This window comes from Streptomyces violens (assembly GCF_000717745.1).
Taxonomy (GTDB): domain Bacteria; phylum Actinomycetota; class Actinomycetes; order Streptomycetales; family Streptomycetaceae; genus Streptomyces; species Streptomyces violens.
This window is the reverse complement of record NZ_JOBH01000023.1, coordinates 55,989-82,123: the sequence shown is the minus strand read 5'-3', so window position 1 is coordinate 82,123 and position 26,135 is coordinate 55,989. Positions and strand designations below refer to the sequence as shown.

Here is a 26,135-nt window from a genome sequence, read left to right as displayed (position 1 = left end):
TCTTCCAGGGGTTGGGGTTCCGGATCGGGAACGGGGTGCGGGTAACATGTGGGGCACACGAGACACGGGGTGCCCATCTCAAGGGCTGAGATCACACCCGTCGAACCTGATCTGGTTCGCACCAGCGAAGGGATGTCACAGAGGAATGCCCCTATGACGCGTCCGGCCGACGACCTGCTTGCCACGGCCCGGCAAGCGCTCATCCGCGTACGCCATGAAACACCACTGGTGCAGTGCCTCACCAACCAGGTCGTTTCGAACTTCACGGCCAACGTTCTGCTCGCGCTGGGCGCCGCCCCGGCCATGGTGGACATCCCCGAGGAGGCCGGCCCGTTCGCCAAGGCCGCCTCCGGGGTGCTGGTCAACGTGGGCACACCGCACGCGGAGCAGCGCGCGGCCATGACCGAGGCGGTGGCGTCGGCGGCCCGGGCCGGAACGCCATGGGTGCTGGACCCGGTGGCGATCGGCTCGCTGCGGGTACGGACCGCGCTGGCGCACCGGCTGGCCGCGCAGGGCCCGGCCGTCGTGCGCGGCAACGCCTCGGAGATCATCGCGCTGGCCGGGACCGGGGGCGGCGGGCGCGGGGTGGACGCGACGGACGAGGTCGAGTCGGCGGCCGCAGCGGCGGGCACGCTGGCCCGCGCGACGGGCGCCGTGGTCGCGGTCTCCGGACCGGTCGACCTGCTCACGGACGGCGAGCGGACGGTACGGGTCGCCAACGGGGACCCGCTGTTGACACGGGTGACCGGCGGCGGCTGCGCGCTGGGCGCGGTACTGGCGGCGTTCGCCCCGTCCGCCGCGCCGTCCCCGTCCCCGTCCCCGGCCTCGGACGGTGACCGGCTCGCCGCCGCGGTCGCCGCCGTGACGGTCTACACCGTGGCCGCCGAGGTCGCGGCCGAGCGCAGCAGCGGCCCCGGCAGCTTCGCGGCCGCCTTCCTGGACGCGCTGTACGGCCTCGACGAGGACACGCTCGACAAGCGGGCGGCGATCTCGTGGACGTGAACCGGGACCCGGATCTGCCCGCACCGCCGGACCTCTCCGTGTACCTGGTCACCGACGCGGCGCAGGCCGCCGCGTGCGGCCGGGACGTGCCCGGCACGGTCGCCGAGGCGGTGGCCGGCGGGGTCACCGCGGTCCAGGTGCGGGAGAAGGACGGCGCGGCGCGGGAGTTCCTCGACACCGTGCTGCGCATCTCCGCGGTACTGCCCGAGCACGTCGCGCTGTTCGTCAACGACCGGGTGGATGTGTACCTGGCGGCGCGCGCGGCCGGCGCGCGGGTGACCGGCGTGCACATCGGCCAGTCCGACCTGCCGGTGGCCGCCGTCCGCGCGCTGACCGGACCGGCCGCGGTGATCGGGCTGAGCGCCGCGACGGAGAACGAGCTGCGCGCCGCCGCCAAGGAACCGGCCCGGGTCGACTACGTCGGCATCGGCGCGCTGCACGCCACGCGTACCAAGGCGGACGCCCCGCCGGAGCTGGGCATCGAGGGTTTCGCCCGGCTCGCGCCGCCCACGCCGCTGCCGGCGGTGGCGATCGGCGGCGTGACGGTGGCGGACATGGCGCCGCTGCGGGCCGCGGGCGCGGCGGGCGGCGCGGTCGTCTCGGGCATCTGCGCGGCCGCCGACCCCCGTACGGCGGCGCGCGCTTACGCGGAGGCGTGGGGCCGGGCCGCCTGAGATTCTCCCCGCCCCCGACGGGCCGTCAGCCGGCGCGCGCCCTCCAGTACGGCCACGATCACCAGCGCCAGGGCGAAGGCCAGCAGCAGTCCGTTGAGCGGTTCCTCGGCGAAGGCCGCGCCGCCGACGTAACCGATGGCGGTACTGGTGACGGCCCACAGCGTGGCGCCGGCCGCGTCCAGCAGGACGAAGCGGCGGAGCGGGAACCGCAGGCTGCCGGTGGACAGTGCGGACGCCACCCGGCCGCCCGGCAGGAAGCGGCCCGCCACCACCAGCGTCGTGGCGTGCCGCCCGACCATGGCGCGCGCCCACGCGTACCGTTGCCGGCCCTTCTCGCCGCGCAGCAGCCGGTCGATGGCCCGCGGTCCCGCCCAGCGGCCGATGGCGTGGCCGAGGCAGTCGCCGCCCAGCGCGCCCAGCGCGGCCACCAGGGCCAGCAGCGCGAGCTGCGGAAGGTCGGCGCCGGTCAGCACGGCCACCGTCACCACCGTCGTCTCGCTCGGCATGAACGGCAGCAGCGCGTCCAGGGCGGCCACCAGCAGCACGATCAGCCAGAGCCAGGGCGAGTCCAGTTGCGTCTTGACCAGCTCGGCGAACTGGTCGAACAGCTCAGACATGGACCGGCGGCCGGGTGCCGCAGATCGCCGCGTGCGCCTCGGCGGCGAGCGCCCGCCGGTCCCGCTCCCCGGGGTCCAGCTCCGGGTGGGCCGTGACCCGTACCGTGAGGTCTCTCGCGCCGATCACTCTGTGCAGCGAGGTCGCGAAGTCCTCGTCCCCGAGGAACGCGGCCACCGTGCTGGGTCTGCCGTGCTGCAGGTAGGTGATCGTTACCGGCCGGACCGGCGCCCCGGCGTCGATCGCGGCCTGGAACGTCGCCCGCCGGAACCCGCCGCCCGACTCCGTGCACCAGGTCGTGCCCTGCGGGAACACCAGCACCGAACGGCCGCCGCGCAACGTGGCCGTCAGCCGCGCCACGTCCCGCGGCAGCGTGCGCAGCCCGTCCCGGTCGATGAACTGCGCCCCGGCCTTCCGCGCCAGCGCCCCGAACACCGGCCACTGGCCCACCTCCCGCTTGGCCAGCGGCATCGAGGGCTCCACCGCCAGCAGGGCGATGACGTCGAGCCAGGAGATGTGGTCCGCCACGATGAGCGTCCCCGGGCCGCCGGGTCCGCGCGGCACGCTCAGCGACGGCGTACTGCTCTCCAGGCGCAGCCCGAGGGCGCGGATCACCGCGCGCGCCCTGGCCCTCATCACCTGCTGGTCGGCGAGGCGCGGCCCGGCCGCCATGCCGCGGGCCAGGGCGCCGGCCAGCGCCGCGTACCGGCGGGCCCGCTCCGCGCCGGTGAGCTGCGGCACGGCGTGCGCGGCGCAACTGGGTGTGCAGGGGGACGTGACGGCCCAGGGACTCATCGGGACTCTCCGAGGAAATAGCGGTAGTAGCGGTCGTTCAGCTGCTCCATGTCCAGCACGATGAAGAAGTCGGCGACGCCGAACTCCGGGTCGTGCGCGGGCGCGCCGCACACCCAGGCGCCCAGTCGCAGATAGCCCCGGAACAGCGGGGGCAGCCCGGCGTATCCGGGCGCCTCGTCCGCCACCTGTCCCGTGGGCCGCCAGGGGCGGTGCGGGCGGACCGTCAGGCCGGCGGGCGGGGTGTGCTTCTCGGCGCACAGGGCCCAGGCGTTCGCCGCCGCCCGGCCGCCGTCGGCCAGCGGTACGGAGGCGCAGCCCGCGAGGTACCGGTGGCCGGAGAGCAGGACGTACCGGGCGAGCGCGGCCCACATCAGGTTGATCACCGCGCCGGAGCGGTGGTCGGGGTGGACGCAGGAGCGGCCGGCCTCGATCATCGAGGGCCGGATGGCGGTCAGCGCGCTCAGGTCGAACTCGCCGTCCGCGTAGGAGCGTTCGGTGCGGCCCGGCGGCAGCAGCCGGTAGGTGCCGACCACTTCACCGGTCACCGTCTCGGTCACGATCAGGTGGTCGGCGAGGCCGTCGAAGATGTCCGTGTCGTGGCCCGCCAGTGCCGGGTCGAGGGTGGCGCCCAGTTCCTCGCCGAACACCTTGTGGCGGAGCCGCTGGGCGGCGCGTATCTGCTCGGTGGAGTCCGCGATGGAGGTGACGTAGGTGCGGGTTTCCGTCGCGGCCGAGGGCGTCGTCGTCATGGGTGTCGGGTCTCCGTTCGCTGGGTGTCCACGGCGCGGGACGGGGTACTCGACGCCCCCGTCACCGTTCCCGACCGACGGTAGGAGCCGGGTGAATCGCACCGCAGTGCCCGAAGGTCTGAGGCGGCCCCTGACCTTCGTCAGGGGTCCCGTTCCGCCGGGCGGAGGAGCGCGGCCCAGGTGCGTGCCAGGGGTATCCCTACTCCCCCAGGAAGAAGCGCCGGTAGCGGTCTTCGATCCGCTCCATGTCCAGCAGCACAAAGAAGTCCGCGACGTCGGACTCCGGGTCGTGGGCCGGTGCCCCGCACATCCAGGCGCCGATCCGGAGGTAGCCGCGGAGCAGCGGCGGCAGCAGCGCGTAACTCGGCTCGTTCTCGATCACGCCCGGCGGCGTCCACGGGCGGTACGGATGCACCCGCAGCTCGGCCGGGGAGCAGTGCTTGGTCGTCCCCAGCAGCCAGGCGTGGGAGGCCGCCTGGCCGCCGTCGGCCAGCGGCACGGATGCGCAGCCCGCGAGGTAACGATGGCCGGAGAGCAGGACGTACCGGGCGAGCGCGGCCCACATCAGGTTGATCACCGCGCCGGTCCGGTGGTCCGGGTGCACGCACGCGCGCCCGGCCTCCACCATCCGTCCGCGCACGTCGTGCAGTGCCCGCAGGTCGAACTCGCCCTCGGAGTAGGAGCGTTCGCTGCGCCCCGGGGGCTGCAGGCGGTACGTGCCGACCACCTCGCCACTGGCGGTGTCCGTCACGATCAGGTGGTCGGCCGGTGCGTCGAAGCCGTCGACGTCGTGGCCGGCCGGCCGGGTGCGCAGCCGGGCTCCCAGCTCCCCGCCGAAGACCCGGTGGCGCAGCCGCTGCGCGGCTCGTATCTCCTCCGTCGTGTCCGCGATGGAGGTGACGTACGAACCGGTGCCCGCGTCAGCGGTGGATACCGAGAGCATGAGAAACGATCTCCCTTCCTGGGGACCTTCTTGGGGACGGCCGGCGCCGGCACGCACGCCCGGCGGACACGCGCGCCGGAACGGCGGGTGCGCCGCTCGACCATGAAAGCTACGAGTGCCCCTCGGGGCCCGGCATCGGCCGAAAGACACCGGCCGTTCCCGCCGTTCGGCAGGCGCCCCTACCGCGCCCCGGCGCCGGGCCCAACAGAGCCTGCCGGGCCCAGTACGAGGCCGAGCGGCCCTGCCCGCCGGGGGCCGAGGGGTGGCAGAATCCCACTCGCTCCCGCGTCGCGGCACGGCGGGCCGCGACGGCTTGTCCCACCAGGTCTTGATGCCGAGGGAGACCGCGATGACGTGGACCGCCCCTTCCCTGCACCCGTTGTGGACCTCTGTCCTCAGCCGGCTCCGGCCGGCCCTCCTGACGGTGCCTTCCCGAACGACCCGACCAGCACGAACAGCCCGAACGGCGCGAACTGCCGGTACCGCTGCGGCGGTCGGCGCCGCTGACGACGGGATCGGACCGTCCCCGGTCGCGGTACGCCGGTACGCCGACCGCACCGTCATCGAGGTGCACCGCCCGATCCGCCCGGCCGCCGAACCCCACCTGGGACGGCTTCTCAACGCCGTCATCCGCCCGGGCAGCGGCGATGTCGTCGTCGACCTGCACCGGGTGGGCCGGGCGGACGACGCCGCGGCGCTGGTCCGGCTGGCCCAGGTCCTCTGCGCCCACCACGAGGTGGACTGCTCTGTGGCGTACGACGCGTCGGAGGCCGCGGCCCGCTCGTCCCCGAGCAGACGCCTGCCCGCCGCGCGGGCAGCACCGCGCCGAAGCGGCCTCCGCATACCGGGATCGCTATCTGATAACGGACTTCCGTTCGAACGTCCCTTTCACCACGTCCGCCCCGTACCGTGCTTCTCAATGCCCCTTTGATCTTGTTCAGGGGGCTCCTGGGGAGGGGGGACGCACCATGCGCAGCGGGGTGAAGACCGCCATAGTCGGCGGGGTGTTCGTCGTAGTGGGCGGGGCCGTACTGTACGGCGGCTACAACCTGGTGAACGGGATCGCCGGGTACGGCGACGCGGGCGGCACCCCACAGACGGTACGGACCGGCCCGCCCAGCGCCGAGGAGACGACGCGGACGGCGAAGGACTTCCTCGCCGCCTGGGCGAAGGGTGACAGCGCGGCCGCCGCCGCGCTCACCGACAACCAGGAGGTCGCCCGGACCGAACTGACCGGATTCCACCACCAGGCGCGCCTCACGCACCTGGTGATCACGCCCGGCGAGCGAACCGGGACGACCGTTCCGTACAAGGTCACGGCGAAGGTGTCGTACAAGGGGCGGACCGCGCCGCTGTCGTACGCCTCCGAGCTGCGGGTCGTCCGCGGCCGGACCACGCACAAGCCGCTGGTGGACTGGCGGCCCTCGGTGCTGCATCCGCGGCTCAAGGAGGGCGAGTACCTGGTAACGGACGCGGGCGCGGCGCCGGAGATCAACGCCGTCGACCACCGCGGCCGGCCGCTGACCGAGGAGCGCTACCCCTCTCTCGGGCCCGTCCTGGACGACCTGCGGGAGAAGTACGGCAGCAAGGCAGGCGGCACCCGCGGCATCGGCCTGCGCATCGAGAACGAGGCGGGCGAGACCACCCGCACCCTGATCACCCTCCAAAAGGGCCGGGCCGGGACGCTGCACACGACGCTGGACGCGGACGTACAGGCGGCGGCGGAACGGGCGGTGAAGGAGTACGACGAGTCGTCGGTCGTGGCCGTCCGGCCGAGCACGGGCGAGATCCGGGCGGTGGCCAACAACCGTACGGACGGCTACAACGCGGCGATGCTGGGCAGAGTGGCGCCGGGCTCCACGATGAAGATCGTCACGGCCGCGATGATCCTGCAGAACGGCGTGGGCGACGCGGCCGGGAAGGCCGACTGCCCGTCGACCGTGTCCTGGGAGGGCTACACCTTCCACAACCTCGACGACTTCTCGATCGCGGACGGCACACTGACCGACGCGTTCGCCCGGTCCTGCAACACCGCGTTCATCAAGGCCGTCAAGCCGCTGAACGACAAGGGCGTCGCGGGCACCGCGCTGGGGACCACGGCCCGGGACTCCTTCGGGCTCGGCGGGGACGACTGGCAGACCGGTATACCGTCCTTCGACGGCAGTATCCCGGAGTCGACCGGGGTGGAGACCGCCGCCTCGTACATTGGCCAGGGCAAGGTCCAGATGAGCCCGCTGGCCATGGCGTCCGTGACCGCGACCGTGGTCAACGGCGGCTTCCGGCAGCCCGTCCTCGTACCGCGGTCGCTCGACGGCCGGACCCTGGCCACCGCGCGCCCGCTGGCCCCCTCCGTCGCCCGGCAACTGCGGCAGATGATGCACGCGGCGACCGTCGGCCAGGGGACGGCGGTCGCCGCGATGGCGGGCGTCGGCGGGGACAAGGGCGCGAAGACCGGCTCCGCCGAGAAGGACGGACAGGACCGCTCCAACAGCTGGTTCACCGGCTACAGCGACGACCTCGCGGCCGCGGCGCTGGTCCAGTCCGGCGGCCACGGCGGGGACGCGGCGGGGCCGGTGGTGGCGCGGGTGCTGCGCGCGGGTTAGGGCCTTTTCCGGCTCGGCCCGGCTTCGGCGCCTTCGCGGCTCACGCCGGCTTCAGCCTGCGGGAGAAGAGGTCCAGCAGCGCATCCCAGTGCCGGGCCACGCCCGTCTCGCTGTAGGCGGCGGTGTCGGACATGGTGAAGCCGTGGATGGTGTCCGGGTACACCTCGGAGCGGAACGTCGCGCCCGCGGCCTCCAGCGCCGCCTCCAGCTCGGCGACGTGCTCGGCGTTCATGCTGTCGTCCTGGGACGCGTGCCCGAAGTACAGCTCCGCCTCGACGTCACCGGCCAGCCGGTGCGGGCTGTCCGGCGCGTCCGTGACGAGGTTGCCGCCGTGGAAGCTCGCCGCGGCGGCGACCCGGTCCGGGTACCGCGCCGCGGTGCGCATCGAGAGCACACCGCCCATGCAGTAGCCCGTCAGACCCACGGCACCCGCGCGCACTTCTTCCTGTCCGGCCAGGAAGTCGAGGAAACAGCCGGCGTCGCGCATCCCGACTTCCGGGGTCAGCTCGTGGACCATCGGCATGACCTGCGCGAAGAACGCCTCCCGGCTCTCCTGCCTGCTGAGGTCGGGGAGTTCGACGACGGGCGCCTTCCCGTGCCGGTAGAAGAGGTTCGGCAGCAGGACGTAGTAGCCGTGCGAGGCGAGCTCGCGGGCCATGTTCTCCAGCCGCGGACGCAGGCCGATGGCGTCCATGTAGAACAGCACGGCGGGGTGGCTGCCACCCCCTGCCGGATGCGCGACGAACGCGTCACACGTCCCGTCCGGCGTGCTGATCGTCACCGACGTGGATTCCGTCTTCGCTGTCTCCGCTGCCATGCCTTCTCCTCATCGTCTCCGGGCGTCGCTTCCCGCGCGTACATGGTGCCTCATGCGGAGGTGTCGAAGGCGTCCGGTCCGATGTGCGGCAGGGCTTGGCTGGTAATCCTGTAGCGCCCGTTGGCGAGGTGGTGCCTGGTCTCGGCGACATGGACGGTGAGCGGCCCCGCCCACTCGTAACCCTGCTCGGCGGCGTGCCGGGCCAGTGCGTCCGTCAGTGCACGTCCCACGTGCCCGTGCCGCTCGCCGAGTTTCTGGTGGACGTAGCGGGCGAGTTCGATGTCGTAGGCGTTGGGCACGAGTATCCGGTGCTCGCTGCACACGACGGCGTGATCGTCGCACTCCCGTCGCAGGGCGTCGACCAGTCGGACCGGATCGCTCCGGAACACCCGATTGACCAGGGTGTGTTCCCAGTGCTCCACCGCGTCTTCCATTTGCGTGAGCAGTCCCATGCGCGCCGGGTGCCCGCCGCTGCCCTTGTCATGCCCGGGGGGTCATTCCGGCCATTGGCATGCTTGGCAGGAAATCACACGCTTTCCAAGAACGGGACCCGCTACTGTCAGCGACGTGAGAGTCACTCACCTCTCCCCCGCATCTCCCCGCACGATGAGGTTGCCAGATGCCGCTCCCCGACGGCTTAGAGATGTCCGCGCTCGCCTCCTGTGAGGCCGGCGCGGTGCTGCGCATCAGCGGCGAGCTCGATCACTGTACCGAGCAGCTCTTCCGCGCCTCCATCGGTACTTTCCTGGACCGCGGCCACCGCCATGTCGTCCTGGACTGCGCCGCTCTCACCTTCTGCGACTCCCGCGGCCTGAACTGCCTGCTCAGCCTGCAATGGCTGCTGGAGCGGCGCCAGGGCCGGCTGCTGCTGGCCCGCATCCGACACAACGTCGCCCGCGTACTGCACCTCACCGGCTCGGGCGAGCTGCTGTGCACGTACCCGACGGTGGCGCAGGCACTGGCTACGTTGCCACGGGAGGAGCGGCCGGGGTGGCCGAGGGCCGGCTCCTTGGAGGGGACGGGGACGTACCCGTCCGGTCCGTCGGGACGGGCGTACCGGTCGGGGTCGGGGTATCCGTCGGGGCCGGGGTACGAGTACCGGTCGGGGGCGACACCGGCCTGAGAACCGGCGGTCTGCGGTCTGCGGTCGACGATCGGCGGTCGGCGGTCGGCGGTCGCGGAAACCTCCCGAAGGGGACTCCCGTACCGCGCGGCGGGTCTAGCGTGGAGACGAGGCGGCGGCGCACAGCGCCAACGGCCGCCGCCCCACCGGGACTTCGAGGAGGGGCCATGCTCCAGACCCGCGAACTGTTCGACACCATGACCGCCAAGGGCGGGTTCGACAGCGCAGTCCTCGCCGATGCCGTCGATGTCCTGCAGGAGTGCGAAGAGGTGGTCGCGGCCTGCGCGACGGGCATGCTGGCCGAGCCGGACGCCGCACAACTGGCACCCGCGATCAGCCGCGACCTGGACTGCGCCGACGTCGCGGGGACGACCCGCCGCGTACTGACGCGGAGCAGCGGCCCGGACGACACCCTGGTCCACACCCAGCTGGAAGCGTGCCTGGTGGCCTGCGAACGCAGCCACGAACTGTGCAGCCGGCACGCCGACCACCACGCACACTGCCGCATGTGCGCGGCGACCACCCGCCGCTGCGCCGAAATGTGCCGCCGCCTGCTGTACGGTAAGGGGTAAAGCTAGGTTTTACTCCTGAGCAGGAAGGGCGCCAGTCCCGTGACCGACACCCGCACATGGCAGTTGAGCAGGACCTTTCCGAGCACGGCGGGCACGGTCCGCTTTGAACGTTTCGGGCCCGAGGACGCGGACCCGGTCGTCCTCCTGCACGGCACGCCCTTCTCCTCGTACGTCTGGCAGGAGATCGCCCGGGCGCTCGCCCAGCGGTACCAGGTGTACGTCTGGGACATGCCCGGATACGGCGCGTCCGAGAAGCGCGAAGGCCAGGACGTCTCGCTCGCCGCCCAGGGCGGAGTCTTCGCCGAGCTGCTCGCCCACTGGGGGCTGACGCGCCCCTCCGTCGTCGCCCATGACTTCGGCGGGGCCGTCGCCCTGCGGGCACACCTGCTGCACGGGGCCGCATACAGTCGACTGGCACTGGTCGACCCGGTGGCGCTCGCGCCGTGGGGCTCGCCGTTCTTCCGACTGGTCAGCGAACACGCCCCGGTCTTCGAGCAGTTGCCGCCCGCGCTGCACCTCGCGCTGGTACGCGAGTACGTAAGCTCCGCGAGCCACCGGGGCCTGCGCGAGGACGTGGCCGAGGAGCTGGTGCGGCCGTGGTCGGGCGAGGCCGGCCAGGCGGCGTTCTACCGGCAGATCGCGCAGGCGGACCAGCGCTACACCGACGAGATCCAGGGGAAGTACGCCGGTATCGACATCCCGGTGACCGTCTGCTGGGGCACGGAGGACACCTGGATCCCCGTCGCCAAGGCCCACGAACTGGCGGCGGCCATCCCCGGCGCCCGGCTCCAACTCATCTCCGATGCGGGCCACTTGGTACCGCTGGACGCGCCCGCTCCCCTCCTCGCCACGCTCCTGGACTTCCTCACCGCTCCGGCGTGAGGCCCGGGAGTTCTGGGCTGCCCGAAGGTTCCGGGCCGCCCGAGAGGTCCCGGCTGGCCGTGAGGTCCCGGCTGGCCGTGAGGTCCCGCGCGGACAGCCCGGCCGCCCGCTCCGCCGCCGCGGCGACGGCGAGGAGCAGGGCTTCGCCGCCGTGCGGCGCCACGAGCTGCAGGCCCACCGGGCAGCCGTCCACGCCAAAACCGGCCGGAATGCTCGCCGCCGGATGCCCACTGAGGTTGAACGCCCAGGTGAGCGCGGTACTGTACCGGTCGCCCGGGCCCTCGTGACCGTGCGGCGGATTCGGCGTGGCCGGCGTCAGCAGGAGCGGGACGCGGGCGAAGAGGGCGGCGAGCCGTCGGTCGTTGTCGGCCCGTATCCGCTCGGCGGCGGTCCGGTCCGCTCCCGGTGTCCGCAGGGCGAGCCAGGCGGGACCGGGGTCGGCCAGGCGTACCGTTTCCTCGGCCACGAGCCGGACGACACCCGCCTCGGCGAGCCGCCCGGCCGCCCGCCGGGCGATCTCCACCTGTTCGGCATCCGGCCCGGCGAAGCCGAGATCGGCGGACCAGAGGACCGGGAGGGGCGCGCCGCCTGCAAGGGCGCCGCCACTCTTCTCATCGGCGGACGCCGCGCACTCCGTACGCACCGCGGCCGGCGTACGCACAGCTCCCCGCACCGCGCCCCAATACGCCACCGCGTCCTCCGCGCACCGTGCGAGCACCCCGGGCGCGGCCAGGCCCGTGCGGTCGGGCGACGGCAGCACCCCGTTGGTGACCTTCAGCCCGAACACTCCGCACCAGGCAGCGGGAATCCGTATCGAACCCGCCCCGTCGCTGCCCGTGGCCAGCGGTACCAGACCGGCCGCGACCGCCGCGGCGGACCCGGCCGAGGAGCCGCCGGGCGTCCGGTCCGCGCGCCAGGGGTTACGAGTACGTCCGCCCCGCCCCAGCCCCCAGGTCTGCCACGGCGTGCCCGGCCCCGGTACCGCCGTCGCGCCGACCGGCACGCATCCGGCCGCCACCAGGGCCCGCGCCGCGGCGTACCGCGCGCCGCGCGGCCCCTTGACCGCCAGCGGTACGCCGGCGAGGGGCAGGTCGGCGCCGGCGGCGACCAGCCGCTCGACCTCGGCCGCCCGTTCCAGCGCGGCGTCCGGCCAGATCTCACTGAACGCGTGCAGCTCCGGATCGATCTCGTCGATCCGTGCCAGCGCGGCCGAGACGACCTCGACGGCGCCGGCCTCGCCCGCCCGTACGGCCGCCGCGATCCCGGTCGCGGTGGGCGCCGGGTGGGTCACTCCCCGCTCTCCCCCGCCCCCACCCGGCAGGCCGGGTGCCCCCAGCCCTGCGGATTCTTGGCGATGGTCTCCCCGGCGGTGTAGGCGCGGCCGCAGCGGCAGCGGCCCGGGAACTTGGCCTTGAGGGTACGGGCGGAGGACCCCGAGCCGCGGCGCTTCGACGCGCCGGACGACTTGATGGCGGACGACTTGGCGGCGCCCGAGGCTCGGCGGGCGGTACCGGCGCGGGCCGGGGCCGCCGAGGGCGGCGGGGCCGGGGAGTCGTACTCGCTGCCCGCGGCCTCCTGGGCCGTGGCGGCCTGGCTGGCGGCGCGGTCGGCGAAGTCGTTGAGCGGGTCGCCGTCCACCTGGTGCGCGGGTACGTACTGGAAGTCCACGTCGCGGCCCTGGAGCAGCGCGTCGATGCGGACGACGAGCTCCTGGTTGGCGACCGGCTTGCCGGCGGACGTCTTCCAGCCCTTGCGCTTCCAGCCGGGCAGCCAGGTCGTGACCGCCTTCATCGCGTACTGGGAGTCCATTCGGACCTCCAGCGGCACGTCGGCGTCGACCGTGGTCAACAGCCTTTCCAGCGCGGTGAGTTCTGCGACGTTGTTCGTCGCCGTACCCAGCGGTCCCGCCTCCCAGCGGGCGGGCAGACCCGCCTCGTCGGCGATGACCCAGCCCCAGCCCGCCGGACCGGGATTTCCCTTCGACGCCCCGTCACACGCGGCGATCACACGTTCAGCCATACCCCGATCATCCCAGCCCGCCGGGCCCCCGAATCCCACGGCTTCCGCCGGAGCCCGGAATCTGGCCGGGGGTGGGACCGAGAGGGTGAGAGAACTCATAATGGACAACCGCGCACGGACCATGGGGGACGAATGGCACGGCTGCCCGATCCACGACGCTCACAGGCCGTTCTTATCGGCTGCAGTCGCTATACGGAGCTGGACGACATACCCGCGATCCAGAACAACCTGGTGGATCTGAGCGCAATTCTCGAAGAATCGGATGGATTCCGGCAGCCCCTGGTCATCGCCGAACCCAGTCATATCGGAGTGGTCGGCTCTGGGCTCCGGCAGCTGGCAGACCTGGCCGACGATGTCCTGCTCGTCTACTACGCGGGCCACGGCCTCGTCGGCGACGACGGGGAATTGCATCTCGGTCTGTCGAACACCACGCAGGAGGAACTCTCCACCTCGGCCCTGCCTTTCACGACCGTACGGCGCATCCTGGAGCGGAGCCCGGCAAGGATCAAGGTCGTGATCCTGGATTGCTGCTTCAGCGGCCGCGCCCTGAACTTCACGAGCATGGCCGGCAGCCTGCCCGCGAACCTCGCCACGCTGAGCGAAGTCTCGGGAACATTCACCCTGACGTCGTCCTCGGCCACCAGACTGTCGATGGCCCGCCACGGCGAACCGTTCACGGCCTTCACCGGAGAGCTGATCAGGCTGCTCAAGCAGGGCATTCCCGGACCAGCCGAGCTGCTGACCCTCCAGGCCATCGCGCGCGAGCTGCAGAACACCATGCGCGCATTGGGGTATCCGCCACCGCAGGTACAGAGCGTCAACAGCGCCGGCGAGCTGGGCCTGGTCCGTAACCCGGCATACGACCGGGCGTACGCCGGGGTGGCCGACGAGGACACCCAGGACGTCGAGGAACTCGAGGAAATCGGAGATTTCGGTTCCGGGAATTTCGGGAACGCCGGGGATTTCGGGAACGCCGGGGATTTCGGGAGCGTCGGAGATGTCGGGCACTTCGGCAACATTGAGACTGTCGAAGACGTCGAGGACGTCGAATGGTTCCATGACGCGCCCGCCACCGTGGACCTGCTGAACCGCGCGCCGGTGGCGAAGGTGCTCGCCCTGCGTCTGGTGGAAACCCATATGACGCAGCCCGACACCTCCTTTCTCGTCCATCTCGACGGCCCGTGGGGCAGCGGCAAGAGCAGTCTGCTGAATTTGCTGGAGGAGCACGTCGACGGCGCTTTCCGGGTCGCACGGTTCGACGCCTGGCAGCAGTCACGGCTCGCGCCCGCCTGGTGGTCCCTGCTCACCTGCCTGCGCCAAGAGGTCACGCGCGGCCGGCCCTGGTGGCGGCGCCCTTTCATCCGGATCAGGGAAACGGCCGCCCGCGCCCGTAGAACCGGCGCGCCGTACGCCATGGCCTTTGTCGTCGTGGCCGTTCTCGCCGCCCTCATCGGCTATCTCATCTGGCCGAAGAATCCCAGCCTGCTCAACTGGCAGGAGCAGGCCAAGGCGGTCACGGCGCTGGTGGCCGCCTTGGGGACGCTCGGCGCCGGGGTACTGGTGGCCGCCCGCCTCTTCCTGTGGGATTCGGTACGCGGCGCCAGATTGTTCGAGCAGACCCAGGCCAATCCGATGGCGGACATCTCGGCCCACTTTCAGTGGCTCCTCCAGCGCGCCGACAAACCGGTCGCCTTCTTCATCGACGATCTCGACCGCTGCGACCAGGCGTACGTAGTGGAATTCCTGGACATGATCCAGACCCTGGTGCGCACCATGGGTGCTTCACGGGGCGGCAACAACGGTACGAACCCGGGGGCCGCGGGGCCTATTTCGTCGTCGCGGCGGACGGCGCGTGGCTCAGACGCAGTTATGAATCCGCTCATGAGTCGTTCGTCGACTGCATCACCGAGCCCGGCAGACCGCTCGGCTATCTCTTCCTGGACAAGCTCTTTCAGCTCTCGCTGCCGATGCCGGCGCTCTCCGCCGCGGCGCGGTCCTCGTATCTGGACGAGATGCTCAGGGTCACGGATACGCGCCCGGAGACGGAGAACGCACCGCTCCCGGAGTCGCCGCGGCCACGGACCGACGGGGATTTCCTGGACCGCCTGCGACGGTTCGAGGTGGGCCGTGCGGAATGGGTGTCGGAGGCGATGAACAGCATCACCGAGCGCCGTCGCGCCGAGCACACCCTGCGGAAATTCGCTTCCGTACTCGGCGACAATCCGCGGGCGGTCAAGAAATTCCTCAACACGTACAGCATCCTGCGTTCCATCCGGATTCTGGAGGACATCCATGTGGATCCGGACGCGCTGGCCCTGTGGTGCCTGCTCTGCGTCCGCTGGCCGAACGTCGCGGACCATCTCGCCGCCTGCCCCGAAGCGGTGGAGGGCATCGCCGAACCCCTGTGGTGCTCCGAGCACTTCCCCGAGCCGCTGCGCGCCGCGGCGGAGTCCCCCGAGCTCCGGGCCGTGGTGACCTCACCGGACGGCGGACCGCTGACACCCGACCTCATCCGCCAGTGCTGCGGCGCCCGCCGTGGCAGGACCGGCGGACGGTGAGCGTCCACGTCCGCCGGTCCACTGCCGAGTGTCGCCGGTCCACTGCCGGGTGTCTGCAGTCGACTGCCGGCTGTCCGCGGTCTACAGCGAGGGGTCGGCGGTCGACCGGCAAGTGTCCGCGGTCTACTGCCAGTTGCCGACCGGCTGAGGCATCGGCGCGGCGTCGGCGCGGACGACGACCACACTGGTGATCTTGTCAGCGAACGTCTGGCTCTTGGTGTCCCAAATGGCCCACCACCAACCCAGCCCGAACACCACGTTGTTGAGGAACTGGAGCAGCCGGCGGCCGAGCGCCAGACCGACGCCGAGCATCTGGCCGTCCCGCTCGCGGACGGCTCGGATGCCGAGGACCTTCTTGCCCACGGTCTGCCCGGTCCGGCCCTCGCGCCGCAGCTGGAAGACCACGGCCACGATCATCGCCAGGATCCCGATCCAGGCCACGATGTTCGCGAAGACCTCGCCGCTTTCGCCCGAGCTCGCTTCGATGCCGGAGCTGATGCCCACCAGCAGCCACATCGGCCCGAAGTTGATCAGAACGTCGAGCACGAACGCGCCCGCACGCTGCAACCAGCCGGCATGGGGCGGGTAGCCGTACGGCGTCTGCGGCGGCGGCCCGGGGTGACTCACTACGAACACTCCTCGTGGTTACAGTTACTGAAGATGGTTACCAAGGGTGGGCACTGAAGGGTAGCCCGGCCCTCATGAAGTGATCACCCACCGGCCCGCCCCTCCCGGGCCTTGGCCTCCCGGGCCTTCGGCTTGGCGCGTACGTGCATGCGCTCGCCCTGCCGGCCGAAGAGGCTCAGCAGCTCGACCGGCCCCTCACCGGTACTCCCGAACCAGTGCGGCAGCCGCGTATCAAACTCCGCCGCCTCACCCGCGGCCAGTACCAGATCGTGGTCGGCCAGGATCAACCGCAGCCGCCCGGAGAGCACGTAGAGCCACTCGTACCCCTCGTGCGTGCACGGCTCCGGTTCGCACCGGGTGGCCGGGAGGATCATCTTGAAGGTCTGCAGTGGGCCGGGCTGCCGGGTGAGCGGCAGCACGGTGTTACCGTTCACGCGCTGCGGCGTGAGGCGGATGCGGGGATCGCCGACCTCTGGGGCGACGACCAGCTCGTCCAGCGGCACTTGATGCGCCTGCGAGATCGGCAGCAGCAGCTCCAGGCTGGGCCGCCGCTGCCCGGCCTCCAGACGGGACAGCGTGCTCTTCGAGATACCGGTCGCCTCGGAGAGCGCCGCCAGCGTCACACCGCGCTGGGTGCGCAGACGCTTGAGACGGGGGCCGACTTCGGTGAGGGCTTGCGCGATGGCAGGTGAATGCTCCACGCCACTCATTGCACCGCCCCGTCCCGGAAACGGCAACAGAAATTGCCTCTACTGGGCAACGGCCGCACCCTGCGAACATGACGAACACAACAGCCAACGATTCGACCTACGACGTCGTGGTGGTCGGTGCGGGTGCCGGCGGTCTCAACTCCGCGCTGGTACTGGCCCGTTCCCGCCGCCGGGTGGCAGTGGTGGACGCCGGACACCCACGCAACGCCCCGGCCGCGCACATGCACGGCTTCCTATCCCGTGACGGCATGGCACCAAGGGAGCTACTGGCAACCGGCCGCGCCGAACTGGCCGAGTACGGCGTGGACTTGATAAAGAGTCAGGTGGACCGGATAGACGACGCAGCCCCTCATTTCGAGGTACGGCTGGCCGGCGGCCCCGTACTCACCGCCCGCCACGTCATCGTGGCCACCGGACTGCGCGACGACCTGCCCGACATCCCGGGCGTCCGCGAACGCTGGGGCAGTGACCTACTGTTCTGCCCGTACTGCCACGGCTACGAGGTCCGCGACCAGCCGATCGGGGTACTGGGCACGCACCCGGGCGCGGTCGGTCACACGCTGCTGCTGCGCCAGTGGTCGGACGACATCGTGTACTTCGCGCACACTCAGCGCCCGAGTGAGGAGGACCGCGAGCGGCTGACCGCCCGCGGCGTGCGCATCGTCGAGGGCACGGTCAAGCGGCTCGTGGTGGAGGACGACCGGCTGCGCGGTGTCGAACTGGCCGAGGGCCACACGGTGTCCCGCAACGCGGTCTTCGTCGTCCCGACGATGGTCCCTCGCGATGCCCTGCTCACCGGCCTGGGCTGCGCGAAGGACGACAACGGCTGGGTCACCACCGACCGCGCGGGCCGCACGAGCGTGCCCGGTGTGTGGGCGGTGGGCAATGTCATCGACCCGCGCGCGATGGTGGTCACCGCGGCCGGCATGGGCGCGGCCACGGCCTTCGCCCTCAACCAGGAGCTGGTGGACGACGACATCGCCCGCGCCGTCGGCCACCACCGCACGGCAACGCCCCTGCCGCCCCTCCCGCCCCTCGTCCGCTGACCCTCCCACCGCACCGCTCCCCGGATCTCTACACTGCTGTAGATACCGAAGATTCCCACCTGGCTTCAGCTCCATCTACCGCCGGGACCCGACACGAGCGAGGCTTCTCCGTATGTCCGTGAATCTGAACAAGGGCCAGCAGATCAGCCTGAGCAAGTCCGACGGCGGCACGCTCAGCGTCGTACGCATGGGCCTGGGCTGGCAGGCCGCCCAGCGCAAAGGATTCCTCGCCAAGCTGGCGGGCGCCCGGGAGATCGACCTGGACGCCTCGGCAGTGCTCTTCGCCGGCGGCCAGGGCGTGGATGTCGTCTTCTTCCAGCGCCTGACCAGCGACGACGGTTCCGTGCAGCACAGCGGGGACAATCTCGTCGGTGGTACGGGCCAGGGCGACGACGAATCCATCGCGGTCGACCTCCGGCGCGTCCCCGCCAACGTCGACCAGATCGTCTTCACGGTGAACTCCTTCACCGGCCAGACCTTCAAAGAAGTGCAGAACGCATACTGCCGACTGATCGATGAAAGCACCGGCGAGGAACTGGCCCGCTACACCCTCACCGGCGGCGGCCCGCACACCGCCCAGATCATGGCCAAGGTCTACCGTTCCGGCACCACCTGGCAGATGACCGCCCTCGGCGAACCGGCCACGGGCCGCACCTTCCAGGACCTGATGCCCGCCATCAGCCGCCTGCTCTGACACCCCCGGCGGGGGCCCGCCCAGGGCCCCCGCCCCGCACACTCCCCCTTCCGCCCCTCACCTCACCCATCTATACACTGCACGTATACACGCCATGTATAGTCCGGACGAGCAGGCGAACCCCACCTCACATCGAGGTGCTTGGAGTACTTGGAGTACTACGCATGGCCACGAAGAAGAACCTGGTCGCCAACCGCGCCGCCCTCACCCACAAGGTCCGGTACGCCCTGGGCCACCCGCACCGCATCGCCCCGTACGTCAAGCGCGCGGCCCGGGACCGCTGGCTGGCCTTCAAGCACCCCGACCACGTCGGTTACTACCGCGCCGTCATGGCCTCCGACACCCGCCGCAACCCCGAGGCCGCCGTCGGCAGCCGGACCCACGACCGCTGGCTGGCGCTCGGGAAAATGCAGTTCGACTACCTCCGCGAGCACGGCCTCACACCGCAGTCCCGCATGCTCGACATCGGCTGCGGCAACCTCCGCGCCGGCTGGCACTTCATCAACTACCTCGACGCCGGGAACTACTACGGCATCGACATCTCCCCCGACATCCTCATCGCGGCAAAGCAGACGCTGACCGACCACGGGCTGCAGACGAAGCTCCCGCACCTGACCATCACCCAGGACCTCACCCTGGACTTCCTCCCCGACGCGCACTTCGACGTCGTGCACGCCCACAGCGTCTTCTCGCACTCCCCCATCGAGATCATCGACGAATGCCTCGCCCACGTCGGCCGCGTCCTGGCCCCCGGCGGCTTCTTCGACTTCACCTTCGACCGCACCACCGGCACCGAACACCAGGTCCTCCGCGAGGACTTCTACTACCGCACCGAAACCCTCATCGCCCTCGCCGCGAAGCACAACCTCCAGGCCCGCTTCATGGACGACTGGGAAACCCGCAACCACGGCCAGTCCAAACTCAGAGTCACAGCCGCCTGACCGCCGACGCGCGCGTTCGGGTCTTCCGGCATCCCCCAGGGGCCCGAGGGGGTTTCCCCCCTTTGCGACCCGGGGAGTCGCTCCATGGCCCAGTGGCGCGGCCGACGGGCATGGCTCCCCCAGCGAGCGGGCACAAGGCGGGGCCGTCGTCTCCGTCGAGCAGGCGGCCGACCTCACAGCGGAGGAAGTGGCCGGGGAACTCCGGGGAAAGATCGACACGTCCCAGGTCCGCTACGGCGTGACCGCTTATCGGGTCACCTACCGCACCAGGGACAGCACGGACGCCCCCACGACCGCGAGCCAGCTCGTCGTCCTGCCCAAGAACGGGGCGCGCCACATGTCCACCGTCTCCTGGCTGCACGGCACCACCGTCTACCGCAAGGACGTCGCCTCAGAGAATCCGAAGTCGAACGACCGGATCGCCACCCTGCTGTTCGCCTCGACCGGGCGGGCCGTTTCGGCGCCCGACTACGTGGGCCTCGGCTCGGGCGAAGGCTTCCACCCCTACGGTGATCCTCGGGCCACCGTCGCGGCCTCGGTGGACGGCCTGCGCGCGGCCCGGACCTTCGCCCACCGGAACGGCCGGGAGCTGAAGCGGAAGGTTCAGGTCAGCGGGTTCTCGCAGGGCGGCCCCGCGACCATGCTGGTAGGCCGGGCGCTTCAGCAGAAGGGTGCCGACCGCTACTTCCGGCTGGGGGCACTCGCCCCGGTCAGCGGCCCCTACAACCTCTCGGCCTTCGAGGCCGCCGCAGCCGATGACAAGACCGCCAAATCCGGCATCTATCTCGCCTACTTCGTCACCGCCTGGAACAGGATGTACGGCCTTTACACGTCGCCCGGCGAGGCCTTCCGCTCCCCCTACGACAGCAAGGCGGAGGGTCTCTTCGACGGCCATCACACCACCGGGCAGATCGTCAGCGAACTTCCGGCGGCCTCCAAGGACCTGTTCACCGAGGACTTCCTGAACAGAATCCGCAAGCCCGACGGTGTCCTGAAGGACAAGCTGCGCCCGATGGACAACACCTGCGACTGGCGGCCGAACGTACCGGTGGAGATCTTCCACGGCCGGGGCGACAAGGACGTCGACTTCAGCCACGCGGCGTACTGTGCCGACCAGTTGACGAGAAACGGCGCCCCACACCGGCTGACCGACGTCGGCGACTACGACCACAACGCATCAGTGCGGCGAGCCCTGTCCCGGATCGTCAGCTTCTTCGACAAGCCGGCGAAGGCCGACTGAAGCACACCACCCGCAACGGCTGGTCGAGCGGAGGATCCACTCGACCGTGCCGATCGCCGCCTGTCGCACACGCGCGAGGGCTTGAATGCAGCTCCCTGTCTCAGCTCCTGGTTGGCCGATCAGCGTGAACCAAGATCCGCTTGATGTCCCAGGCGTGATGGGCGGCATCGTGGGCGTTGTTGCGCGCCACATCCTCGGCCTGCTGTACGCCACGATCGGCATGCTCAAGAATCACGTTCTCCTCCAGCGCGGCGGACACGGAGTCCACCCAGGCGTCGGCCGCCCGCTGAAGCGACCACAAAGCGCCTGCCAGGGGAACGTCGTTGTAGTAGCGGGCCCGCGCCAGAAGGTCTTGGTCATAACCGGGAACCTGGGATGCGCCGGAAAGCCTCGCCCCGGCCAGCCGCTCCGCCCAGTTGCGTAGATTGTCGGTGACGTGACTGACGTAGGCCGCGACATTCCAGGCCAGCTCCGGATGCCGTTCGTCTCCCCGGAGCCCCTTCACCAGCGCCGTGTACCGCGTAGGCAGGTCCTCGACCTGGCCAATGGCTTCACGCGGAGTCAACGACCAGTCGAAGCCACAGTCCCGGCAAGGGTTCCCGTACAGGCGTGCTCCCCAAAGTTCCATGGGACGCCAATCTATCGAGCCTGCACCAGCTACCGATCACCGGCCCATCGGACAGGCCCCAGCAAGCGCAGTGAGCGGACCCGAGCGGCGTCGTCAACGGGTCGGCCGCATGCCGCACCACGGACCGCATCGCCGACCTGGGCTCCGTCACCACGAGCGTCGCCTACTCGGCAACGGCGCGCGCTCGCCGCCGGGCGCGGCTCGTCGCCCACACCGTCGTTACCGGCGCTCCGGCGCGTGGCTGGCGGCAAGAAACTGTCGCACTACGATTCGGCGGTGAGTTCCTCGCTGACCGTTCGCCCTGCCCGGGTCGAGGATGCCACGCAGATGGCGCGCGTGAGCGTCCGGTGCCGGCAGGAGACCTATCGAGGGCTCATCTCGGATGCAGTCCTCGATGCTCCAGGCTTTCTGGCTGCTCGGGAGCGGTTCTGGACTGTCGCGTTGACCGACGAGCGCTATCACGAGAATCGCGTGGCCGTCGCCGAGCGGAACGGCGAGTTGGTCGGGAGAGCCATGTCGGGTCCGCACCTGGACGCCGCGGCGGCGTGGGCGAGGCAGTTGTATGTGCTCTATGTGTATACAGCCGACCACGACACGGCTGCTGGGCAGGCGCTGCTGGAGGCGGCCGTCGACCGGACCGCCTGCCCAGGAACCAGGGCTTCGGCATAGTCCGGCCTAGCCCTGATCGCAAGCGTGTGCGGGAACTGAGAGCTACTCCTTGTCCTTGTCGTGGCGCGGCAAGCGTCCCTGGCGGAGGCCGATCCAGACGTCGCGGGCTCGGCGGCCTGCGCGGGTGCGGCTGTGGGCGACGAGTTGGCGGGCCTGTTGTTCGTCTTCGACCATGTGCGAGGAGCCGCGGAGCGGCTTGCCCGCTGTTTCGTGGAGGAAGATCGCCGAGATGACGCCGATGATGCCGGCTGCCATCAGGTAGTACGCGGGGACCATCTTGTCGCCCGTGGATTCGACCAGCGCCGAGGCGACCAGCGGTGTCGTGCCGCCGAAGATCGAGACGGAGACGTTGAAGGCGACGGACAGGCCGCCGTAGCGCAGGTGGGTGGGGAAGAGCGCGGGCAGGGTGGACGCGCTGGTGCCCGCGAAGCAGACGAGCAGCAGGCCGAGGATCACGCAGCCCATGGCGGGGAAGAGGATGCCGCCCTGCTTGATGAGGAGGAAGGCGGGGATGGCGAGCACCACCATCGCCGCGCCCGCCCAGAGGAACATGGGGCGGCGGCCGAAGCGGTCCGAGGAGCGGCCGACGGTGGTGATCGTGAGGACGACCAGGACCATCGTGCCGAGGACGAGCAGTTGGGCGGTCAGGCTGGGTTCGCCGAGGGTGCTGGTCATGTAGGTGGGCAGGTAGGAGGTGACCATGTAGTTGGTCACGTTGTAGAGCAGCACCAGGCCCATGCAGATGAGGATGGCCTCCCAGTGGTGCGTGAACAGCTCCTTCAGGCGGCCCTTGCCGGACATGCGGGCCTGCTCGACCGGGTCCTCCGTCAGGGCGCCGTCCTTCTGTGCCTCCTGATGCTTGGCCTCGACCTCCTGGAAGGCCGGGGTCTCCTCCAGCTTCATCCGCATGTAGAGGCCGATCAGGCCGAGCGGCCCGGCGACAAAGAAGGGGATGCGCCAGCCCCACGAGAGCATCTGCTCGTCGCTGAGGACGGCGGTCAGCACGGTGACGAGGCTGGAGCCGAGCGAGTAGCCGACGAACGTGCCGAAGTCGAGCCAGCTCCCGAGGAACCCGCGTTTGCGGTCCGGTGAGTACTCCGCGATGTACGTCGTCGCACCCGCGTACTCACCGCCGGTCGAGAAGCCCTGCACCAGTCGGCACAGCAACAGCAGTATGGCCGCGGCCAGGCCGATGGATTCGTAGCCCGGCAAGAAGCCGACCGCGAAGGTGCTGATCGCCATCATGATCATGGTGGCGGCGAGCACCCGCTGGCGTCCGATGCGGTCACCCAGCGGCCCGAAGACCAGGCCGCCGAGCGGGCGCACGAGGAACGCGGCGGCGAACGTGGCGAAGGTGGAGATCACCTGCGCGCCGGGCGAGCTGGAGGGGAAGAAGACCTTGCCGAGGGTGGGGGCGACATAGGCGTAGACGCCGAAGTCGAACCACTCCATCGTGTTGCCCAGGGCCGCGGCCGAAACCGCCCGTCTGACCTGGGGTTTGTCGACGACCGTGACGTCCTCGGGGGCCACCGGGCGCTTGCGTCGGCGTAGCAGCGTACGCACCATGCGCTCGGTCCGTACGCTGCCCGAACCGTACCCGGCGGACTGCGTGGCCTTGCGCGCTTGCCTGGATCGTTCGTTCTGCCCGTGTTTCATGGCTCCGCGTACTCGTCGTCGGGTCGGGTGGCGTGGGCGGGTGCCGTCCGGAGCGCGGATGACCGCCGCGACTGGCACGCTTTCGTCATCCTATTGCCGGTTTGCCCCACTGGACACAGTTTGCCAGTGCGCGCGCCGTCCGTACCGTAAGGTCCCACGGGCCTCCGCGTACCCACATGACCGCGGGCAAACGGCCCCCGCCCGGCCTGAGTCCTCTGCCTTCAGTCCCCGGACCTCGGCCCCGCCCCCCGGGCGTGTCCGCCGCCCGTTCACCCGTCCAGAGGTGCGCTCAGAGGCACGTCCAGGGATGCGCTGAGAAGCGCGTTCCGGAACACGCCGGGCGTCACGCCGTAGACGCGCTGGAACCAGCGGCTGAAGTGCGCCTGGTCGGCGAAGCCGGTGGCGGCCGCGGCGTCGGCGGGCGTCGTACCGGCACGCAGCAGCGAACGGGCCCGCCGCAGCCGCAGTTGGCGCTGGTAGTCGCTGGGGGCGAGGCCGTACTCGGCGCGGAAAGCCCGGTAGAGCGCGAACCGGCTGCACCCGGCGGCCGCCGCCAGCCGCTCGGCGGGCACGGCCTCCATGTACGTCTCCGCCAGCAGTTCCCGCGCCCGGCGCGCGGCCTGGCGGCGGGCGCGGTCGGTGGGTGTACGGGCGGCGAGCGCGGCGGAGGCCGGCGCGGTCGCGGCGCGGCGGGCCAGCGCGGTCACCGTCGCGGTCAGGCGTTCGTCGCGGACCAGCGGGTCGGTGGTGCCGGCCAGCGCGGCGTGCAGACGGGTGAGCGCGTACGCGAGGGCGGGGTCGGTCAGTACGGGGTGCGCGAACAGCGGGAGCGCGCCGGACCGGCCGTCGGTGGCGTCGGCGAGTACGTCACGCACGACGGACGGGCCGAGGTGCACGATCCGGTAGTGGTAGCCCAGCTCCGCCGCGGCCCGGCCGTCGTGCACCTCGTCCGGGTTGAACGCCATCACCATCCCGGCGCCGCTGGTGTGCGCCGCGCCGCGACAGCGGAAGCGCTGGGCACCGGCGTCGGTGATGCCGAAGGAGTACGTGTCATGGCTGTGCGGCGGATAGACGTGGTCGCGGAAGCGCGCGTGCATGGCCTCCACGGGGCGGGTGCCGTCCCGCCAGTACCGCACCCAGCTGCCGCCCGCGCCCGTCCCCATGGCCGCATTATGGCCCGTGACCGGCGCGGGGGCGCCGTCCGGCCGCGGCACCGCCGGGCGCGCACCAGCGTTCAAGACCGGGCCGGGTGCCGGGCGCCAGAGTCGGGGCATGCCAGCGAAGAAGGGCGTGCACAGCCCGTATCTGATGTTGTCGGTGACGATGGTGCTGTGGGGCAGCGCCTTCGCCAGTTCCAAGTCGGTGGTGGCGTACGTACCGCACTCGGTCGCCGCGCTGCTGCGCTTCGGCGGGGCTGCGCTCGCCCTGCTGGTGGCGCTGTACTTCTTGGGCGACCGGCGGGAGGCGGCACGGGCGCAGCGGGGTGCGGGCCGGCGCGCGGCCCTGGCGGGCGTCCTCGGGGTCTTCGCCTACAACAGTGCGTTCTTCTGGGGGCTTTCGCTCGCGCCCTCGCTCGACGCCGGGATTCTCATACCCGTGCTGAGCCCGGTGCTCACCAGCCTGTTCCTGCTGGTCACGAAGCGCGAACGGGCCTCGTGGGCGCGGCTGGCGGGGCTGGCGCTCGGGCTCACCGGAGCGGTGATCTTCTTCCTGGGTGCGGGCGGCAGCACCCAGGGGAGCCCGTCGCGGCTCGCCGGGGACGCGCTGTTCCTCCTCAGCGCGGCGTGCTGGGCCGCGTACACGCTCGCCGGGCCGCGGGTACTGGCCGGTGTCGACCCGCTGCGCGCCACGACGTACGCCACCTGTGCGGGCGCCGTCCTACTGGGCCTGGTCGCCGCGCCCGCCGTACCGGACGTGCGCTGGGGCGAACTGCCGCCGGGCCTCTGGCTGAACGTGGGCTTCCTGGCGCTGGGCGCCGCGGCCGTCGCCAACCTCCTGTACTACCGAGGGGTGGGCGCGGTGGGTCCGGCCTCCGCCTCGCTGATGATGTTCACCGTGCCGGTCGTGAACACCGTCTGCGGCACGCTGTTCCTCGGCGAGTCCTTCGGTCCGGTGCAGGTGGCGGGCGCGGCGGTCCTGCTGGCGGGCGCGGTCCTCGCGGCCACCCGGGGACGGCCGCCGTGGCGCCGCGACGAGGTCACGGCGCAGGACCGTGCGCCGGAAGAGCGAGGCCGTACCCCAGAGCCGCATCGCCCCCGTACTCGCTACTGAGTCCGCTTCGGCGCGCGCCGCTCCCCCGGCTTCGAGGCACGCTTCGGGGCCGGGCCGGGCTTCTCTCCTCGTACGGACGGCCGGTCCGCGTTGACCTCCTCGGCGCTGCGGTCGCGCTCGTCCTTGGCGGGCTCGCGTTTCTGAGCCGGGGCCATGTCCGCCTCGTGCGGGTCCCGGTTCGTACGTTCCTCGGCCATGGTGCCTCCCAGGTTCGCGGTGACGGGGGCCCGCCACCGCTTCCATCCCCTCATGTCCGGTCGGGGCGGGCGACCTGCGACTGCTCCGAACGGTGGTGTGTCCC

General features: G+C 71.2%; 28 protein-coding genes and 1 riboswitch. Of the genes, 14 read left to right on the top strand and 14 right to left on the bottom strand.

Annotated features, from left to right (window positions below):
* Positions 1 to 55: 55 nt before the first annotated feature.
* A riboswitch (TPP riboswitch) is annotated at positions 56 to 150 on the top strand.
* 3 nt (positions 151 to 153) lie between these two features.
* Together thiM and thiE are read left to right on the top strand one after the other, a co-directional pair.
* Entirely contained in the window at positions 154 to 1,002 is an 849-nt protein-coding gene (gene thiM, locus IF04_RS0132645) for a hydroxyethylthiazole kinase (RefSeq protein WP_030266271.1), read from the top strand.
* The gene (thiE, locus tag IF04_RS0132640; RefSeq protein ID WP_245654582.1) at positions 993 to 1,676 is read left to right on the top strand and encodes a thiamine phosphate synthase; all 684 of its coding nucleotides are present in this window, start codon (positions 993 to 995) and stop codon (positions 1,674 to 1,676) included. The genes thiM and thiE overlap by 10 nt, the downstream gene beginning before the upstream one ends.
* Here the strand turns inward: thiE and IF04_RS0132635 are convergent.
* From IF04_RS0132635 to IF04_RS0132620, 4 genes are all read right to left on the bottom strand, one after another.
* Positions 1,646 to 2,293 carry a DedA family protein gene (locus IF04_RS0132635; protein ID WP_030266264.1) on the bottom strand — a complete coding sequence of 216 codons (648 nt, stop codon included), beginning with the start codon at positions 2,291 to 2,293 and terminating at the stop codon, positions 1,646 to 1,648. The two genes, thiE and IF04_RS0132635, sit on opposite strands and share 31 nt — an antisense overlap.
* Positions 2,286 to 3,086, bottom strand: coding sequence for a lysophospholipid acyltransferase family protein (locus IF04_RS0132630; RefSeq protein ID WP_030266261.1), 801 nt, complete (start codon positions 3,084 to 3,086; stop codon positions 2,286 to 2,288). The genes IF04_RS0132635 and IF04_RS0132630 overlap by 8 nt, the downstream gene beginning before the upstream one ends.
* Positions 3,083 to 3,835 carry a GNAT family N-acetyltransferase gene (locus tag IF04_RS0132625; protein ID WP_030266258.1) on the bottom strand — a complete coding sequence of 251 codons (753 nt, stop codon included), beginning with the start codon at positions 3,833 to 3,835 and terminating at the stop codon, positions 3,083 to 3,085. The genes IF04_RS0132630 and IF04_RS0132625 overlap by 4 nt, the downstream gene beginning before the upstream one ends.
* Positions 3,836 to 4,034: 199 nt before the next feature.
* Positions 4,035 to 4,778 carry a GNAT family N-acetyltransferase gene (locus IF04_RS0132620; RefSeq protein WP_030266255.1) on the bottom strand — a complete coding sequence of 248 codons (744 nt, stop codon included), beginning with the start codon at positions 4,776 to 4,778 and terminating at the stop codon, positions 4,035 to 4,037.
* Positions 4,779 to 5,746: 968 nt separating this feature from the next.
* Between IF04_RS0132620 and IF04_RS0132615 the strand changes: the two genes are divergently transcribed.
* Complete coding sequence (locus tag IF04_RS0132615; RefSeq protein ID WP_030266252.1) at positions 5,747 to 7,381, top strand: penicillin-binding transpeptidase domain-containing protein; 1,635 nt, start codon at positions 5,747 to 5,749, stop codon at positions 7,379 to 7,381.
* Positions 7,382 to 7,421: 40 nt separating this feature from the next.
* Here IF04_RS0132615 and IF04_RS0132610 read toward each other — a convergent pair whose 3' ends face one another.
* Together IF04_RS0132610 and IF04_RS0132605 are read right to left on the bottom strand one after the other, a co-directional pair.
* Positions 7,422 to 8,198, bottom strand: a complete 777-nt coding sequence (locus IF04_RS0132610) for a dienelactone hydrolase family protein (protein WP_030266250.1) — start codon at positions 8,196 to 8,198, stop codon at positions 7,422 to 7,424.
* A 50-nt stretch (positions 8,199 to 8,248) separates the two neighbouring features.
* Positions 8,249 to 8,650 carry a DUF3662 domain-containing protein gene (locus tag IF04_RS0132605; RefSeq protein ID WP_030266247.1) on the bottom strand — a complete coding sequence of 134 codons (402 nt, stop codon included), beginning with the start codon at positions 8,648 to 8,650 and terminating at the stop codon, positions 8,249 to 8,251.
* A 167-nt stretch (positions 8,651 to 8,817) separates the two neighbouring features.
* Here IF04_RS0132605 and IF04_RS0132600 point away from each other — a divergent pair, with 167 nt between their 5' ends.
* From IF04_RS0132600 to IF04_RS0132590, 3 genes are all read left to right on the top strand, one after another.
* Positions 8,818 to 9,321, top strand: coding sequence for an STAS domain-containing protein (locus IF04_RS0132600; protein ID WP_078601092.1), 504 nt, complete (start codon positions 8,818 to 8,820; stop codon positions 9,319 to 9,321).
* Positions 9,322 to 9,488: 167 nt separating this feature from the next.
* Positions 9,489 to 9,893, top strand: coding sequence for a four-helix bundle copper-binding protein (locus tag IF04_RS0132595; protein ID WP_030266240.1), 405 nt, complete (start codon positions 9,489 to 9,491; stop codon positions 9,891 to 9,893).
* A gap of 39 nt (positions 9,894 to 9,932) precedes the next feature.
* A complete protein-coding gene (locus tag IF04_RS0132590) occupies positions 9,933 to 10,775 on the top strand; it encodes an alpha/beta fold hydrolase (protein ID WP_030266236.1) in 843 nt (280 codons plus the stop codon).
* Here IF04_RS0132590 and IF04_RS0132585 read toward each other — a convergent pair.
* Both IF04_RS0132585 and IF04_RS0132580 read right to left on the bottom strand, forming a co-directional pair.
* The gene (locus tag IF04_RS0132585) at positions 10,759 to 12,066 is read right to left on the bottom strand and encodes an amidase family protein (protein WP_063829564.1); all 1,308 of its coding nucleotides are present in this window, start codon (positions 12,064 to 12,066) and stop codon (positions 10,759 to 10,761) included. The two genes, IF04_RS0132590 and IF04_RS0132585, sit on opposite strands and share 17 nt — an antisense overlap.
* A complete protein-coding gene (locus IF04_RS0132580) occupies positions 12,063 to 12,794 on the bottom strand; it encodes a ribonuclease H family protein (RefSeq protein ID WP_030266231.1) in 732 nt (243 codons plus the stop codon). The genes IF04_RS0132585 and IF04_RS0132580 overlap by 4 nt, the downstream gene beginning before the upstream one ends.
* Positions 12,795 to 12,926: 132 nt before the next feature.
* On the opposite strand from IF04_RS0132580, the gene IF04_RS36820 reads away from it, so the two are divergent.
* Positions 12,927 to 14,948, top strand: a complete 2,022-nt coding sequence (locus IF04_RS36820; RefSeq protein WP_078601090.1) for a caspase, EACC1-associated type — start codon at positions 12,927 to 12,929, stop codon at positions 14,946 to 14,948.
* The gene (locus IF04_RS0132570; RefSeq protein WP_157847741.1) at positions 14,945 to 15,352 is read left to right on the top strand and encodes a hypothetical protein; all 408 of its coding nucleotides are present in this window, start codon (positions 14,945 to 14,947) and stop codon (positions 15,350 to 15,352) included. Before IF04_RS36820 ends, IF04_RS0132570 begins: the two co-directional genes overlap by 4 nt.
* Before the next feature lie 123 nt (positions 15,353 to 15,475).
* Here IF04_RS0132570 and IF04_RS0132565 read toward each other — a convergent pair whose 3' ends face one another.
* Positions 15,476 to 15,979 carry an RDD family protein gene (locus tag IF04_RS0132565; RefSeq protein ID WP_051831771.1) on the bottom strand — a complete coding sequence of 168 codons (504 nt, stop codon included), beginning with the start codon at positions 15,977 to 15,979 and terminating at the stop codon, positions 15,476 to 15,478.
* 83 nt (positions 15,980 to 16,062) lie between these two features.
* A complete protein-coding gene (locus IF04_RS0132560) occupies positions 16,063 to 16,689 on the bottom strand; it encodes a helix-turn-helix domain-containing protein (protein WP_211259890.1) in 627 nt (208 codons plus the stop codon).
* Positions 16,690 to 16,757: 68 nt separating this feature from the next.
* On the opposite strand from IF04_RS0132560, the gene IF04_RS0132555 reads away from it, so the two are divergent.
* From IF04_RS0132555 to IF04_RS0132540, 4 genes are all read left to right on the top strand, one after another.
* The gene (locus IF04_RS0132555; RefSeq protein ID WP_051831770.1) at positions 16,758 to 17,735 is read left to right on the top strand and encodes an NAD(P)/FAD-dependent oxidoreductase; all 978 of its coding nucleotides are present in this window, start codon (positions 16,758 to 16,760) and stop codon (positions 17,733 to 17,735) included.
* Positions 17,736 to 17,847: 112 nt separating this feature from the next.
* Positions 17,848 to 18,429, top strand: a complete 582-nt coding sequence (locus IF04_RS0132550) for a TerD family protein (protein WP_030266213.1) — start codon at positions 17,848 to 17,850, stop codon at positions 18,427 to 18,429.
* A gap of 164 nt (positions 18,430 to 18,593) precedes the next feature.
* Positions 18,594 to 19,370 (top strand): class I SAM-dependent methyltransferase, encoded by a 777-nt coding sequence (locus IF04_RS0132545; RefSeq protein ID WP_030266210.1) that lies wholly within the window; start codon positions 18,594 to 18,596, stop codon positions 19,368 to 19,370.
* Between the two features lie 187 nt (positions 19,371 to 19,557).
* Positions 19,558 to 20,610, top strand: a complete 1,053-nt coding sequence (locus tag IF04_RS0132540; protein WP_037961540.1) for an alpha/beta hydrolase family protein — start codon at positions 19,558 to 19,560, stop codon at positions 20,608 to 20,610.
* Positions 20,611 to 20,710: 100 nt separating this feature from the next.
* On the opposite strand, the gene IF04_RS38930 is transcribed toward IF04_RS0132540, so the two are convergent.
* Positions 20,711 to 21,238: a hypothetical protein gene (locus tag IF04_RS38930; protein ID WP_157847740.1), complete on the bottom strand. Its 528-nt coding sequence runs from the start codon at positions 21,236 to 21,238 to the stop codon at positions 20,711 to 20,713.
* A gap of 237 nt (positions 21,239 to 21,475) precedes the next feature.
* On the opposite strand from IF04_RS38930, the gene IF04_RS36230 reads away from it, so the two are divergent.
* Positions 21,476 to 21,907 carry a GNAT family N-acetyltransferase gene (locus tag IF04_RS36230; protein ID WP_211259889.1) on the top strand — a complete coding sequence of 144 codons (432 nt, stop codon included), beginning with the start codon at positions 21,476 to 21,478 and terminating at the stop codon, positions 21,905 to 21,907.
* A gap of 42 nt (positions 21,908 to 21,949) precedes the next feature.
* On the opposite strand, the gene proP is transcribed toward IF04_RS36230, so the two are convergent.
* Both proP and IF04_RS0132520 read right to left on the bottom strand, forming a co-directional pair.
* Complete coding sequence (gene proP / locus IF04_RS0132525) at positions 21,950 to 23,473, bottom strand: glycine betaine/L-proline transporter ProP (RefSeq protein ID WP_037961587.1); 1,524 nt, start codon at positions 23,471 to 23,473, stop codon at positions 21,950 to 21,952.
* A gap of 359 nt (positions 23,474 to 23,832) precedes the next feature.
* Positions 23,833 to 24,726, bottom strand: a complete 894-nt coding sequence (locus IF04_RS0132520) for an AraC family transcriptional regulator (RefSeq protein WP_051831769.1) — start codon at positions 24,724 to 24,726, stop codon at positions 23,833 to 23,835.
* A gap of 109 nt (positions 24,727 to 24,835) precedes the next feature.
* On the opposite strand from IF04_RS0132520, the gene IF04_RS0132515 reads away from it, so the two are divergent.
* Positions 24,836 to 25,834, top strand: a complete 999-nt coding sequence (locus IF04_RS0132515) for a DMT family transporter (RefSeq protein ID WP_078601100.1) — start codon at positions 24,836 to 24,838, stop codon at positions 25,832 to 25,834.
* Here the strand turns inward: IF04_RS0132515 and IF04_RS0132510 are convergent.
* Positions 25,828 to 26,031: a hypothetical protein gene (locus tag IF04_RS0132510; protein ID WP_030266191.1), complete on the bottom strand. Its 204-nt coding sequence runs from the start codon at positions 26,029 to 26,031 to the stop codon at positions 25,828 to 25,830. The genes IF04_RS0132515 and IF04_RS0132510 overlap by 7 nt on opposite strands.
* Positions 26,032 to 26,135 lie beyond the last annotated feature (104 nt).